The sequence below is a fragment of the Streptomyces sp. SM11 genome (assembly GCF_002910905.1).
In the GTDB taxonomy this organism is placed as follows: domain Bacteria; phylum Actinomycetota; class Actinomycetes; order Streptomycetales; family Streptomycetaceae; genus Streptomyces.
Genome location: NZ_NEUE01000159.1, coordinates 1 through 12,677 on the forward strand (window position 1 = coordinate 1; position 12,677 = coordinate 12,677).

The window sequence follows — 12,677 nt, forward strand, 5'->3', positions numbered from 1 at the left end:
CTAGTGTCTCGTGATCCTGATCGTGTCAGTTTGAGTTGTTATTAACGAGTTTCTTCATGTTGGTCTGGACGACGCGGACCTTCGCGAGGATCTCTTCGGCGGACGCGGTCCAGGTGAAGGGATTCGCGTCCTCGTTCCAGGAGTTGATGTAGTCGCGGATCTGCTTGACCAGGACGTTGACGCTGGAGAACGTGCCCCGGCGAATGGACTGCCGAGTCAGGATCCCGAACCAGATCTCGATCTGGTTCAACCATGAGGAACCGATGGGAGTGAAGTGGAAGCGGATGTGGGGGTTCTTCTCCAGCCATGCCTTCACCTCCGGCGTGGTGTGCGTGGACAGGTTGTCCAGGACGACATGGATCTCCTTGCCGGCGTGCGGCTTGGTCGCCTTCTTCAGGAAGGCGAGGAAGCTTGCCCCGTTCCGGCTCGGCCTGCACTCGCCGGTCACCTCACCGGTATGGACATTGAGGGCGGCGAACAGATTGGTGGTGCCGTGCCGTACGTAGTCGTGGGTGCGCTTCTCGCCCGCGCCGAAGGTGACCGGCAGTACCGGCTGGGTTCGGTCCAGCGCCTGTATCTGCGTCTTCTCGTCAATGGACAGCACCACCGCGCCGCCGGGCGGGGCCAGGTACAGGCCGACGACATCGGCGACCTTGTCCGCGAATGCGGGGTCCTTCGAGATCTTGAAGGTGCCGTTCCGGTGCGGCTTGAGGTTCTCCTCCCGCCAGATGCGGGCGACGTAGTGCCAGGACACCGAGATGCCCTCGCGCCGCTTCATGTGATTGACCAGCGTCCGCGTGGACCAGTGGGACAGCCCCGATTCCGTCGGCGGGGTTGTCTTCGTCAATGCGATCACCCGGGCCCGAGTGGTCGCGGGGACCTGATCGCGTCCGCCGCCGGGTTTCCGGGAAGCCAGTTGGGCAATCCCGCCCACGAGGTAACGGGCCTTGGCGCGGTCCACCGTATTCGGTGCGACTCCTGCGAGTTCGGCGATGTCCTTGCGTCGCCGCCCCTCGGCCGTCCACAGCACCAGGCGGGCCCGCAGAGCGGCATCGGCAGGGGCATGACGGCTGCCCGCCAACTCCCGCAGCTCATCGATCTGTTCGGAAGAGAGATCCACAACAGGCTAACGAAGCGACGCGCCATCAAGTTCCAACGACAGGATCACGAGACACTAGGACGACACCCCCAAGAGCAACTGCCACCAGACGCAGCTTCCAGGTGACGGCATGGTTGATTGCGCGCTGAGCCACGGCCCAATGTCGATACAGCAAGTAGCCCGCTACATCGAGGAGAAGAGCGACACCACCCGCCAGCCAGATGTACACCACAATGTCATGGTCAGGTCCCGCGAGCCTTGAGAAGAGTTCCTCGTCAAGAACTGACTGCGTCCACCATGCCACCATTGGGCAGAACGCCCATGCCAGCATGATTGCCGCCCAAATCTGCGAGGGAATCGACGGCCGGGAGGGCACTGAAGCAAAAGTGGCACCAATCACATTCTGGGTTCCGCCGAACACGGCAGGACCGAAGAAGACATTGTGGTGGACCTCTGGCTCTTCAGGATCCTGACTCACGTTCCACCACCCATGTTGACGATCTGGGTACCGCCCATCTGGGTGGGTCCGTAAAACTGGTTGTCATAGATGTTCAGCCCAGAATGAGGCTGCGAGGCCGCCAGGGCATCCCGAAGCTGCCGCAACAGGTGCTCATCGGACGCTGCGAGGCGGTAGACATACTCGTGCACGGCGCTACGCAATGCCGCTGGGTCCGCCGCACGAAGGCGATCGAGATCTTCGATCCGTACACCTTCATCGTTTCGTGAACGGTTCAAGATCGCGCTCAATCGTGGCCGAGCAGACGTGTAAGCATCGCTGACAAGCAGCCCCGTAAGCGCCGTGGTGACGCTCTCAGCCACAAGACCCCAGTCTGTCATGCATCTCCCTGTCTCTTCGTGTACGTCAAGATTACGGAGGGCGATACGCGCTGTCAGAAGAATCGCTGAACAGCACCGATCCCCTCCGCGTTCTCCCTACGGTCGCCTCACAGGCTGTGAGGTCCACCCAGAGGCTGCACTTCGAACGAGAGCATTGGCTTGCCTTCTGCGGACTGTATGACCCACTGGGTGGCAGACCCTGTGTGCAGTCACATCGCCGCGCGATAGCGTCGCCCAGGAGACCAACTGCGGAAGGGGTCAAGCGCCGGATGTCACACAACACGGAGGCGTCCCAGACGGATAAGCAGGGCGGCCTGATCCTCGACTTCGCCGGCGTCCTCACCGCCAGCCCCGTCGACGTCCACCGAGCCTGGTGCGTCTCCGAAGGGCTGACGCCCGGAGCATGGCGCAGGACTCTCAACGATCACCCTGAAGGGCGCCGTCTCTACACGGCGTTGGAGATCGGCGAGATAGGGCAAGCCGAGTGGAACCAGAGCACGGCCCCGCTTCTCGGTGAGCACATCGATCCGGTGAACCTGATGGGGCGGGCCTGGGCCAAGGTGCCTGTGGCTAGTCGTATGGTGGCGCTTGCCCGCGCCGCGCGGGAGGCCGGTCATCGGCTCGCGTTGCTCTCCAACAGCTTCGGCCTCGATCCGTTCAACCCGTACGAACACGTCGGCATCTGGGACCTGTTCGACGTACACGTGGTGTCCGAGCTCGTGGGGCTGGCCAAGCCCGACTCCGCCATCTATCAGCTCACTCTCGAACTCATCGGCGTCCCAGCCGAGCAGTGCGTCTTCGTGGATGATCACGCGGTCAACCTCCCGCCGGCTGCCGAGCTGGGCATCACCACCGTCCACGCGACTGACGAGGACATCGCGGTGGCCGAGCTGGAGGCACTCCTCGGCGTGACGGCGACGACCGTCGCATAGGGCCAACTACTCTCCGGTAAAAGCCTGTCGGCACGATCGCTCCACCCAGTACTGTCCGTGTGGATCCCATCACGCGGAGGTTCTAGATCATGCAATGGTCGGAATACACCACCGCGGAGCGTATGAAGGCGCTCCGCGGCGCCATGACCCAGGAACAGTTAGCCGAGGCCGCCGCTGTGTCCGTCGGTGTGGTCCGCAAGCTCGAACGCGGAGGAACGGCGTCCCTCCCCTCTCTGCTTTCGATCGCCGACGCGCTCGGCACGGACATCGCCGTGCTTCTCGGGCAGCAGGCTCCCCGGCGGTCCATGGACCGCGACGAACGCGCCGCTCTGCGCCTAGTTTCGGCAGCCACCCATGACGCTGCCATCGGTATCCCCGCCGATGTCGAGCCCGGCACCACCGAAGAGCTCCGTGCAGTCGTCCGTCGCGCGGACGCCGCCTACTGGGGAGGCAGGTACACCGAGCTCGGCACCCTCCTGGGCCGGCTCCTCCCCGAGGCGCGAGCCAGGCTCGACGCTGCAAGCAGCGTCGAGCGGGAAGCGGCAGCAGGCGTTCTGATCGACACCTTCCAGACTGCGGGCATGGCGGCCAACGTGCTCGGTTCGCGCGATCTCGCGTACGCGGCGCTGACGTACGGCCGCCAGATCGCCGTGCAGACCGGGGACGATCTACGGGACGCCCACCTCGCCGCGACGACCGCGTGGGTCAACCTTCGAGACGGCCGTACGAAGCAGGGCTTCCTTCTCGCCGCAGCCCAGGCCGACCGGATCGAACCCAGGATGAGCGAGCACGATCCGGACCGGTTGAGCGTGTACGGCCAGCTCGTCACGAACGCTGCTGTCGCCGCGTCCCGAGGCGGTGCCGGAGCGGACAGTGCCCGCGAATATCTGTCTCAAGCCCATGCCGTTGCCGCCCGCATAGGTGAGGAACGGGCTCGTGGCTCCCATGCCCAGCCGTACGGGCCCATGTACGCCGCCACGCAGGCCATGAGCATCGCAGTGGCGCTCGGCGACACTGCCGGAGCGCTGCGGCTGATGGATACCGTTCGCCTGGACGAGGCCGTCCCCCTGGCGACCCGGGCCCGCTACGGCTTGGACGTCGCCCTCACCCAGGTCGAATGTCGGCGGTGGGACGCCGCCGCCGACACGCTCCAAAACGTCTGCACGATGGCTCCGGGATGGGTGCGCCACCAGATGCTCCCCGGGGTCATCATCAGTCGGCTCGCCGGAGTGTCCGTTCACCGGCTCAGGGGTCTCGCTGACTCCGCAGGCGTCCCACTCGCTGTGCGCTGACTCTGGTCGGCACTGCAACGGTCCGTAGCAGTCCGGTTGCTGACATCTGCACGACTGACACGGATCGTTGCACCTAGCCAAGCTCGCTTCCCTGCCATGCCACGAGGCGTGGCAGGGCAGTTGAGTACGGGCCACCGTCGGAGTCACGGGCCGTGTCTGGGCCCGTGCCTGACAGCCCAGCAGCCTTGTGGGCATGCCGATCAATCCATCAGGCGCTCTGGGACACGTTCCCGTTGCCGTCTACGTCTGCGCCCTCGCCCCCACCGCCGTCCGTGAGGGAGAGGAGCGGGGTCGCTACTACGCCGACGCACGCCACTGGCACGTCGCCGGCGCATGGTCCGACTCCGACCCGGGCCTGCCACTCGCGGAACGCCCCGGCTGGCAGGCCGTCACGGCCGCCCTGTCCACAGGCATGATCCGGGGGATCGTCGTCGGTGCGCTGACTCATGTCGCGTCCGATGCGGCCCAGTTCGCCAGCCTCGGTGTCCTCATCCGCGAACGAGGCGGGTTCCTCACCGATGTCGCCGGGGCCTTGCCGACCCGCTACACGCCCGGCCAGCGCGAGCGGCGACGCGACATCGCGGACGCGGCCTCCGGCTGGTCACCACAGAGCCAAGCGGCCGAAGAAGGTGCTTCGTGACTGCGGCAAGGGCGTGGGTCGGCGACCTCGTCAGGGACGGATGCGGCACGCGAGCGGTCGTCACCGATGTCCGGGCCCGCGGCACCGTCTGGGTGTTGCGACCGCCGGTCGGCGGCGGCCCCCACTGGGAGACCGACGACCCCGACACCCTGGAGATCATCGCCCGCCGCGGAGTCCACGACGGCCCGTAGGCCCCTGCTGCTCGTCTCCTCCGACAGCCTTCGACCCGTTCGTCATGCCCGTGCACCACTCCCGGAAGGCGGATCACCCATGTACGCGTTCGGCCTGTGCATCGACCAGCAGTACCTCGTCCCCGGTCTCGCCGCCCTATGCGGGCTGGCGGACGGACTCACTCCTGCGGCCCGCCGCAGCGCCGCCGTGCGCGTGCTGACGCTCGACCTCACCCGAACACAGGCCCTGCTCTTCTCCGACCTCGCCAAGCGAAGGGGCTTCGGCTCCTTCGACATTCGCCGTTGCGTCCCGTTGCGGACCTTGCGGATGGCTGACGCCTCCTACATCAGCATCACCACCTATCTGCGTTTCGAGTTCACCAGGGCCTTCGTCCATCGGCCGTACCTGATCTACGTGGACGCGGATGTCCTCGTGCAGGGAGACCTCACCGTTCCGCTGGGCTCGCTCCGGCCGGACGAGACCGGTGCCGTACGCGACGAGTTCAACCCGACCGTCGGGGCATGCCCGGCCCTGCCCGGAGCTGCCGAACGCTGGCCCCACCTGCGTGGGCGCCCGTACTTCAACGCGGGCGTGCTCTGGCTCCACACCGAGCACATGCCCCGTGTCCGCCGAGGCGTCGAGCACGCCCTGACGCACACGCGGCGCCACATTCTCCACAACGACCAGGACGCCCTGAACCTGTGGCTCCTGCGATCCGGCCGAGTGCGCCCGGTGACCGGCGGCTTCAACCGGTTCGAGGTCGGCCGGTTCCTCGAACGCGGGAACTGGGTGCGCCGGGTCGTCATGCGATCGCCGAAGCCCGATCCGGCCGCCACTCTCGTGCACTTCGTCGGTCCCGAGAAGCCGTGGCAGGCCGACTGCCCCGCCACGGAGGACGTCGTCGAGTACCGCCGGCACCTGGCGGGTGTCATGAGGCAGGTCCGTCGGCTGGGCGCCGTCGGCGTGGAACCGGCGGGTGTGCGGTGAAGGGGGCAGTCCCGGCCGTCGTCTCGCGCGCCGCCCTCGCTCTGGTCGGTGCCCCGGTTCGTACCGCGTGCCGTCTGTCCGCCCGCTCGCGCACGGCTGTGTACCGGGTGGGCCTGATGGACGGGCGAAGCGTCGTCATCAAGCTGTACGCGGCCACCGCACGTCGAAACGCGGCAACGGAGAGCGCCGCGATCCGATCGGTGGCGCACCACGTCCCTGTACCGACTGTCGTCGGATACGGCCACGTCCCTGGTCACGAGGCGACCGCCCTCATCACCTCCGACCTGGGGCCACTTACCCTCGGCAGCGCCATGCGATCTGGTCTGGTTTCCGACGAGCGGACCCTGAAGGACCTGGCCGGCCTGCTCGGGCGCCTGCACCGGGCACCCGTCCAGCCGTGGGCACCACGTCGGCCGTTCTACGAACAGGTCGCCTCGCTCGGCCGTCGCTGCCCGCCCAGCGGGCTGGACCGCATCGGTCCCGCCCTGGCTGCCATCACCGACGCATCCCCCACGGCGCTTGTGTGGTGCCACGGCGACCTGCACGGCGACAACGTCGTACTCGCCCGCCCCCGGGCCGTCCGCCACCTGGTCGACTTCACCGACGCCGCAGCCGGTCCCCGCGAGTCCGACGTCGCCCAGACCCTGGTCATGACCGATGCCCTCTCTCCGCTCCTGGCCCGGACGGTCACCGATGTCTACCCCCTCGCCCTCGACCACCGCCTGCTGTCCGCATGGGCCGTCTTCCACACCACGCGCTCCTGGGCGTACTCCTCTCCGGGCGACGACCGCGCCCTGTGGGAACGCCGCCTGGACGACCTGAGCCGACGCACCCCGTACCTCTTCCGCACCCACCGCCCGGAAAGGACGCACCGATGACCACACCTGCCCTGTCGGTGGTGATCCCGGCCTACAACGAGGCCGCCTACCTGCCCCGCTACCTCCCCTCCGTGCTCGCCTCGCTCGCCCGCTGGGAGGAGGCCACGGGCCACATGGGGGAGGTGATCGTCGTCGACAACGCCAGCACCGACGCCACCGCCGACACGGCCGTCTCCTTCGGCGTCCGCGTCGTGACGGAGACCGTCCGCAGCATCGGCCGGGTCCGCAACACCGGAGCGACCGCCGCCCGCGGCGATCGGCTGTTCTTCACCGACGCCGACGTAGCCCTTCCCCTGGAGGCGGTCACCGCAGCTGCAGCCGCCATGAACGCCGGGGCCGTCGGCGGAGCCATTCCTCCGCTCTACACGCCCGAACGTCTCGGCGCCCGCCTGCTGTGCGCCTACTGGGACCACCACCGCACCCGGCGCGGGGGAGCCCAGGGCGTCAACCAGTTCTGCACCGCCGACGCCTTTTACCGCATCGGCGGGTACCGGGACGACCTGTTCATGAGCGAGGACGTGGAGTTCTTCGCCCGGCTCACCACTCACGGCCAGGCCATCGGCCGCCCCGTGACGATCCTCGACGAACTGCGCGTACGTCCGTCGACCCGTCGCTACGACCAGTGGTCGAGCCTGCGGATGCTCTGGTGGCAGAACCCCGTGACCGCCCGTCTGCGCCTCCGGTCGCCCCGCAAGTGGCGCCACTGGTACGAGACCACCGTGCGATGACGAAGGAGTCCCCTTTGCGCCCTCCCTTGCCCGTGCCGGACGGCCACGGCATCTACACCTTCCCCGACGACCTCCACCGCGCCCACCAGGAGCACACCCGGCAGCTCGCCGACCGCCACCACGCCCACGACCACCACGTCCTCGAGGTGACCGCACCTCACACCCGCGTCCCTTACTACATCGAGGCCCGCGCTCCCGCCGGCCGCCCGGTCCTCGTCGTCGAACCCCACCACGACGACTTCGCCCTGTCCGCCTCCGGCACCTTCCTCGTTCGCCCCCGACCGCTCACCGTCGTGACCGTCTTCACCCGCTCCCGCAGCGTTCACCCCGACCTGGAGACCACGTACACCGACATCGAGGCGGTGTCTGGACTGCGCGACCGCGAGGGCGCCACCGCGCTCGCACCGTTCGGCGCCCGCCGGTACCTCCTCGGCCACAAGGACGCCGACCCTCCGTACGGGCCCTACGCCCCCGAGAGACTCGACCGGATCACGGAGGAACTCCGCCGGATCGCCGCTGCCCACCCTGGCGTCGAACTCCTCGCGCCCGCCGCTGTCACCCGCCACCCCGACCACCTCCTCGTCCACGAGGCGGCCGTTCGTCTCGGGTGCCGCTGGTTCTGGGAGGACCTCGCCTTCTGGTCCACATATGCGCTCGCCGGCTGCGACCAGCACCTCTTCCGTACGCGTACGGGGGCGACGATGCGACCCGAGCCTGTTGACATCACCGACGTGGTCTTGGACAAGGTCACCGTCCTGCGAATGCACGGCTCCCAGATGCACCCGGCCCGGAAGATGTACCGGCCGGTCCGGCACGCCTTCACCACGGCCGTCGACCTCGTCGACCCACCCGGCCTCTACGCCGAACGCTTCTACCGAACGGAGCCGTCGTGCTGATCGTCGCCCTGGAGGGACCCTCGTACGCCGGGAAGTCCACGGCGATACGCCACCTACGCCGCACCGCCCTCGGCACCCGGGCGTTCGTCTCCGACTGCTACGTCAAGCACATCAGCCACCGCGACGACATCCCCCCGGCCCGCACCGCCTCTGCGGCTGCTCAACTCGGCGCCTTCGAGAGGTTCATGGAGATCGAGACCACCAGAGTCTCCGAGGCCGCCGCGAGCGGCAGACGCCTGGTGATCCTCGACCGTTCCGTGGACACGCTCCTCGCCCACGCGTACGCCCTGGACGCCCTGTTCGGGTACGGCGTCCACCACCAGCTCCACCACCGACTCCAGGCACTCCCGTTCCTCCGGCCCGACCACACCCTCTACCTCGACGTTCCGGCCGAATCCCTCCACCTGCGGCGCAAGGCCGCCGGGCATACGGCTGCCGAGTCCGACTACTTCCTCCACGAACCCGCCTTCCTGGACCACGCCCACGACTACTTCGTCCACACGGCCCGACAACCCGTGACACGAGAACTCACCGTCCTGGACGCGGCCGCCGACCCGGACGACGTCGCCCAAGCCGTAGAAGCCCTCGTCTCCTTCTGGGCCAGGTGATCGCCGGTGCCCACCGCCCTCTTCGCCTGGCGCCGCACCCCGCCGCCGTTCCTCATCGGCGGCGCCGAGGTCACCCAGCAACTCCTCGCCGAAGAACTCGCCTCCTCGGGCTGGCACGTCACCTACCTCGGGTCGCACGAAGCCCCCTGGAACGGGAGGACCCAGCTCCCGGAAATGCGCGCCCACCTGGACCTGCATCGCGTCCCGTACGACGAGGAAGCGGGTGCCCTGCACTACCGGTGGAACGGGGTCGCGTGCTCCGCGTTGACGCAGAACAACGTGGAGCACGCGTTCGGGAGCCTGCTGAGCACGCTCCGTCCCGACGTCGTCTTCACCTCGCAGGAAGGCTCGGCGCAGCTCGCCGTACAAGCCCGTTCGACCACACTCGTCGTCGGCCTCCTGCATTCCGTCTCCGCCACGGGTCTGAGCGTCCTCGCCGGCCGACCCCACTACGGCTTCGCCGTGTCGGAGTTCGTCCGGGCACGCGCACCTCACACCGCCGGAACCCGCCTTGCCGTGATGTACCCGCCGTTCGCTCCACCCGGGCCGAGCACAGACGAGAACCGCTCCACGTCCGTACTGATGATCAATCCCATCCCGGCCAAGGGCTCGGATCTGCTCCATCAACTCATCCGCCTCATGCCGGAACAGCACTTCACCCTGGTCGAAGGCTGGTGGGACACGGCCGCCGACTTCGCCGCGCACCGGAACGTGACGTACGTGCCCCGCGTGTACGACATGGGGCCCCTGTACCGGAGCCACCGCCTGCTGCTGGTCCCGTCCGTCGTAGAGGACGCCTTCCCTCGCGTGATCATCGAAGCTGCGCTGCACAGGGTCCCGAGCATCGGGACCAACCGGGGCGGCATCCCTGAAGCGATCGGCGACGCGGGCATCGTCTTGCCCGGCACCGCCGGCCCTGAGACATGGACGCAAGAGATCCGGAACGCCGACTGCGAGGGCCTGGGAACAAGGGCCCTGCGCCGGGCGACCCGGTTCACACGACCGTGCCTTCCCCAACTTCTGGAACTCGGTATCCAGAGCTAGACAGTCCCGGCGAACGCCCGCTCCACCGCGTCGAGCCGCTCCGTCCACCAGTACAGGAGTGCCTCGTCGGCAAGGAAGAGGTCGTCACAGGAGTGGTCACCCCGGTCGTAGTGGAATTCGAGCTGCCAGAAGTCCGTCATCCGCTTCCACCACAGCCGTCGGGCGGCATCGACCAGTACGGCCGGCTCCAACCGGATCACCGACCGGTAGCCGGCCGTGAACGCCGACACCCGCTCCAGGTCGAAAACGCCCTTCACACCGAACTGCACCTGCGCCGTACGCACAACTTCCTCCGCGTACGAACGAATGCCCAGTCGGTCCCAGTCCAGAACCGCGACCAGCTCACCATTCGCCCAGAGGAGGTTCCGGTACTGGAAGTCACCGTGGGTCCAACCGTGTGGCCCCGCATGGACTTCCCCCTCGGGGCGCAGGTCGGCGTGCTTGTCGAGAAGGAGCTTGCGCTCTTCGAGGGCAGCGGACGCGGCCACGTCGAAGACGTCGCCGACGCCTCCGGTCGGCACCGCCCCCGCAAGCCGATCGGCCTTCTCCACGGCTCGCCCGGCCTCCGTCACCTCCGCGGTAACCGACGGCGGCACGGCGGGCAGCCCTGCGCCCTCGGCGACGCGGTTCAGTACCGCATGGAGCCGCGCGAGGTGTGCGCCGAGTTCGGTCACCTGCGACAAGGGCAGGTCGATTCCACGCACATGTTCCCCGTCCGACCAGGGGAACAGGCAATAGCCGCTGCCGTCGACTTCGGCGATCAAATCGCCCGAAACGGTGGGTAGCGGAGCATGTACGGGGAGGCCGTGCGAAACGAGGACGGGGAGGACCGCGAGGTTGCGCCGGAGCCGGTCGATCGGCACATCCGTGACCCGCTTGAGGGCGAACCTCCCGACCGGGGTGTCCAGCCGCCAGTTCACGTTCATCAGGCCATCGGCCAAGTGCTGCCGGTCCAGCACCTCGCCGATGTCGAACACTTTGATCAACTCGGCAAGATCGTCTACGGGGATGTGCGTCCTGCCCGCCACGTTCGCGTCGGTCACCTGGGCGACGATACGGGAGCCAGCTGCCCAGGCGCACAAGGATCACTGGCTGCTTCTGCGAGGCCGGACGTCTATGACGGGAACAACCCTGACCACCGTGATCAACGTCGCCGTACATGTGGCTGCTGCGGTGCAGCGGCAGGTGTGGCCGTCGCAGGGTGGATCGGAGTGCCGGGGCGTCGTGTGGTGCTGCGGGCCATGGCGGCTTGGGCGCGAGGGCCGGGTCTGTCAAACGAGCGGCTCTGTCCCGTAGTCGGTGGTGACGTCGAGTAGCCGTCCATGATCATGATCTTGTGATGGATGTCAACTCCCTTGTCGGGACGGTGTTTTCCGGGCTTTCGGCGCTGGTCGTCGAGGATGTGGCGGATGGCGGTGACGCGATAGTGGTCACGGCCCGCACTCGGGATGTGGCGGTGCCGTGTCCGGTGTGCGGATCGCCGACGGCGAAGGCCCATGGATATCACCGCCGGACGGTGGCGGACGTACCGGTCGACGGCCGCCAGGTCGTCGTTCACCTGCGCGTACGGCGGCTGGCCTGCCCGATCCTGGGCTGCCGGCGACAGACCTTCCGCGAGCAGATTCCCGGACTGCTGGAGCGCCATCAGCGCCGCACGGTTCGGCTGGCGGGCCAGATATCGCAGGTGGCACGGGAGTTATGCGGTCGGGCGGCGACCCGCCTGGCCGGCCTGCTGGCCGTGCCCGTTTCCCGCAGTACCGCGCTGCGCAATCTGCGTCGCCTGCCGCTGCCCCGGCGGGAGGTCCCGCGGGTGATCGGAGTGGATGACTTCGCGCTCAAGCGACGTCACCGCTATGCCACCATCGTGACCAACGCCGAGACTGGCGAGCGGATCGACGTGCTGTCCGACCGCACCGCGGACACCCTGGAGACGTGGCTGCGCGAACATCCTGGTGCCGAGGTCGTATGCCGGGACGGATCGGCCACCTACGCTGAGGCCGTCCGCCGTGCTCTGCCCGACGCGGTACAGGTCAGCGACCGCTGGCACCTCTGGCGAAACTTCTGCGACAAAGTCCAGCTCGAAATCCGCGCACATGCCGGCTGCTGGGCCACCATCAATCCGTCCCGCCCCGGCGGCATACGCGAGCAGACCACCCGCGAGCGCTGGACCAAGATCCACGATCTCCTCGGCCAGGGCGTTGGCCTGCTCGAATGCGCCCGCCGCCTCAGCCTGGCCCTGAACACCGTCAAACGCTACGCCCGCATGCCCGAACCCCAGGCCCTGCGCCTCACCCCCGCCTACCGGCCGACCCTCGTCGACCCCTACCGCGACCACCTTCGCGAACGACGCCGGGCCGACCCTGCCGTCCCCGTCACCCACCTGCTGCGCGAGATCCGAGACCTGGGCTACACCGGCAGCGCCAATCTGTTGGTCCGCTACCTCAGCCAAGGCCGCGCCGAAGGCGACCGACCCGTCACCACGCCGCGTCACGCCGGCCGCCTCCTCCTTACCGACCCCGAAAACCTGCGCCCGAAGGAAACGGCCCTGCTGGAGAAGATCACCGC

General features: G+C 67.9%; 15 protein-coding genes. 11 read left to right on the forward strand and 4 right to left on the reverse strand.

The window, feature by feature from the left end:
* Positions 1-25: 25 nt before the first annotated feature.
* From B9S58_RS14120 to B9S58_RS37500, 3 genes are read right to left on the reverse strand one after another with little or no spacing between them, the layout of a single operon-like run.
* On the reverse strand, positions 26-1,120 hold the full coding sequence (locus B9S58_RS14120; protein ID WP_103531692.1) for an IS630 family transposase: 1,095 nt from the start codon (positions 1,118-1,120) through the stop codon (positions 26-28).
* A gap of 25 nt (positions 1,121-1,145) precedes the next feature.
* Positions 1,146-1,577, reverse strand: a complete 432-nt coding sequence (locus B9S58_RS14125) for a hypothetical protein (RefSeq protein ID WP_103532463.1) — start codon at positions 1,575-1,577, stop codon at positions 1,146-1,148.
* A complete protein-coding gene (locus tag B9S58_RS37500) occupies positions 1,574-1,918 on the reverse strand; it encodes a hypothetical protein (RefSeq protein ID WP_146063504.1) in 345 nt (114 codons plus the stop codon). Before B9S58_RS37500 ends, B9S58_RS14125 begins: the two co-directional genes overlap by 4 nt.
* 287 nt (positions 1,919-2,205) lie before the next feature.
* Here B9S58_RS37500 and B9S58_RS14130 point away from each other — a divergent pair, with 287 nt between their 5' ends.
* The 10 genes from B9S58_RS14130 (at position 2,206) to B9S58_RS14175 (ending at position 10,112) form a co-directional block, all read left to right on the forward strand.
* Entirely contained in the window at positions 2,206-2,868 is a 663-nt protein-coding gene (locus tag B9S58_RS14130) for an HAD-IA family hydrolase (protein ID WP_103532464.1), read from the forward strand.
* Between the two features lie 89 nt (positions 2,869-2,957).
* Positions 2,958-4,160: a helix-turn-helix domain-containing protein gene (locus B9S58_RS14135; RefSeq protein WP_030725412.1), complete on the forward strand. Its 1,203-nt coding sequence runs from the start codon at positions 2,958-2,960 to the stop codon at positions 4,158-4,160.
* Positions 4,161-4,353: 193 nt separating this feature from the next.
* Entirely contained in the window at positions 4,354-4,800 is a 447-nt protein-coding gene (locus tag B9S58_RS14140) for a hypothetical protein (RefSeq protein ID WP_181009306.1), read from the forward strand.
* Positions 4,797-4,991 carry a hypothetical protein gene (locus B9S58_RS14145; RefSeq protein ID WP_103532466.1) on the forward strand — a complete coding sequence of 65 codons (195 nt, stop codon included), beginning with the start codon at positions 4,797-4,799 and terminating at the stop codon, positions 4,989-4,991. The genes B9S58_RS14140 and B9S58_RS14145 overlap by 4 nt, the downstream gene beginning before the upstream one ends.
* A 79-nt stretch (positions 4,992-5,070) precedes the next feature.
* Positions 5,071-5,958 (forward strand): glycosyltransferase, encoded by an 888-nt coding sequence (locus B9S58_RS14150; RefSeq protein WP_103532467.1) that lies wholly within the window; start codon positions 5,071-5,073, stop codon positions 5,956-5,958.
* Complete coding sequence (locus B9S58_RS14155) at positions 5,955-6,836, forward strand: phosphotransferase (protein WP_030725403.1); 882 nt, start codon at positions 5,955-5,957, stop codon at positions 6,834-6,836. Before B9S58_RS14150 ends, B9S58_RS14155 begins: the two co-directional genes overlap by 4 nt.
* Entirely contained in the window at positions 6,833-7,564 is a 732-nt protein-coding gene (locus B9S58_RS14160; protein WP_103532468.1) for a glycosyltransferase, read from the forward strand. Before B9S58_RS14155 ends, B9S58_RS14160 begins: the two co-directional genes overlap by 4 nt.
* Positions 7,565-7,596: 32 nt before the next feature.
* Positions 7,597-8,460 (forward strand): PIG-L deacetylase family protein, encoded by an 864-nt coding sequence (locus B9S58_RS14165; RefSeq protein ID WP_103532469.1) that lies wholly within the window; start codon positions 7,597-7,599, stop codon positions 8,458-8,460.
* A complete protein-coding gene (locus B9S58_RS14170; RefSeq protein ID WP_103532470.1) occupies positions 8,454-9,068 on the forward strand; it encodes a hypothetical protein in 615 nt (204 codons plus the stop codon). The genes B9S58_RS14165 and B9S58_RS14170 overlap by 7 nt, the downstream gene beginning before the upstream one ends.
* Before the next feature lie 6 nt (positions 9,069-9,074).
* Entirely contained in the window at positions 9,075-10,112 is a 1,038-nt protein-coding gene (locus tag B9S58_RS14175; RefSeq protein ID WP_103532471.1) for a glycosyltransferase, read from the forward strand.
* Here B9S58_RS14175 and B9S58_RS14180 read toward each other — a convergent pair.
* On the reverse strand, positions 10,109-11,155 hold the full coding sequence (locus tag B9S58_RS14180; protein ID WP_258044492.1) for a phosphotransferase: 1,047 nt from the start codon (positions 11,153-11,155) through the stop codon (positions 10,109-10,111). The genes B9S58_RS14175 and B9S58_RS14180 overlap by 4 nt on opposite strands.
* Before the next feature lie 323 nt (positions 11,156-11,478).
* On the opposite strand from B9S58_RS14180, the gene B9S58_RS14185 reads away from it, so the two are divergent.
* On the forward strand, positions 11,479-12,677 hold a 1,199-nt coding region (locus tag B9S58_RS14185; protein WP_181009307.1), incomplete at its 3' end, for an ISL3 family transposase.

Coding starts and splice junctions, on each gene's coding strand:
- B9S58_RS14130 (WP_103532464.1), top strand. CDS start 2,206: ATGTCACACAACACGGAGGCGTCCCAGACGGATAAGCAGGGCGGCCTG.
- B9S58_RS14135 (WP_030725412.1), top strand. CDS start 2,958: ATGCAATGGTCGGAATACACCACCGCGGAGCGTATGAAGGCGCTCCGC.
- B9S58_RS14140 (WP_181009306.1), top strand. CDS start 4,354: ATGCCGATCAATCCATCAGGCGCTCTGGGACACGTTCCCGTTGCCGTC.
- B9S58_RS14150 (WP_103532467.1), top strand. CDS start 5,071: ATGTACGCGTTCGGCCTGTGCATCGACCAGCAGTACCTCGTCCCCGGT.
- B9S58_RS14160 (WP_103532468.1), top strand. CDS start 6,833: ATGACCACACCTGCCCTGTCGGTGGTGATCCCGGCCTACAACGAGGCC.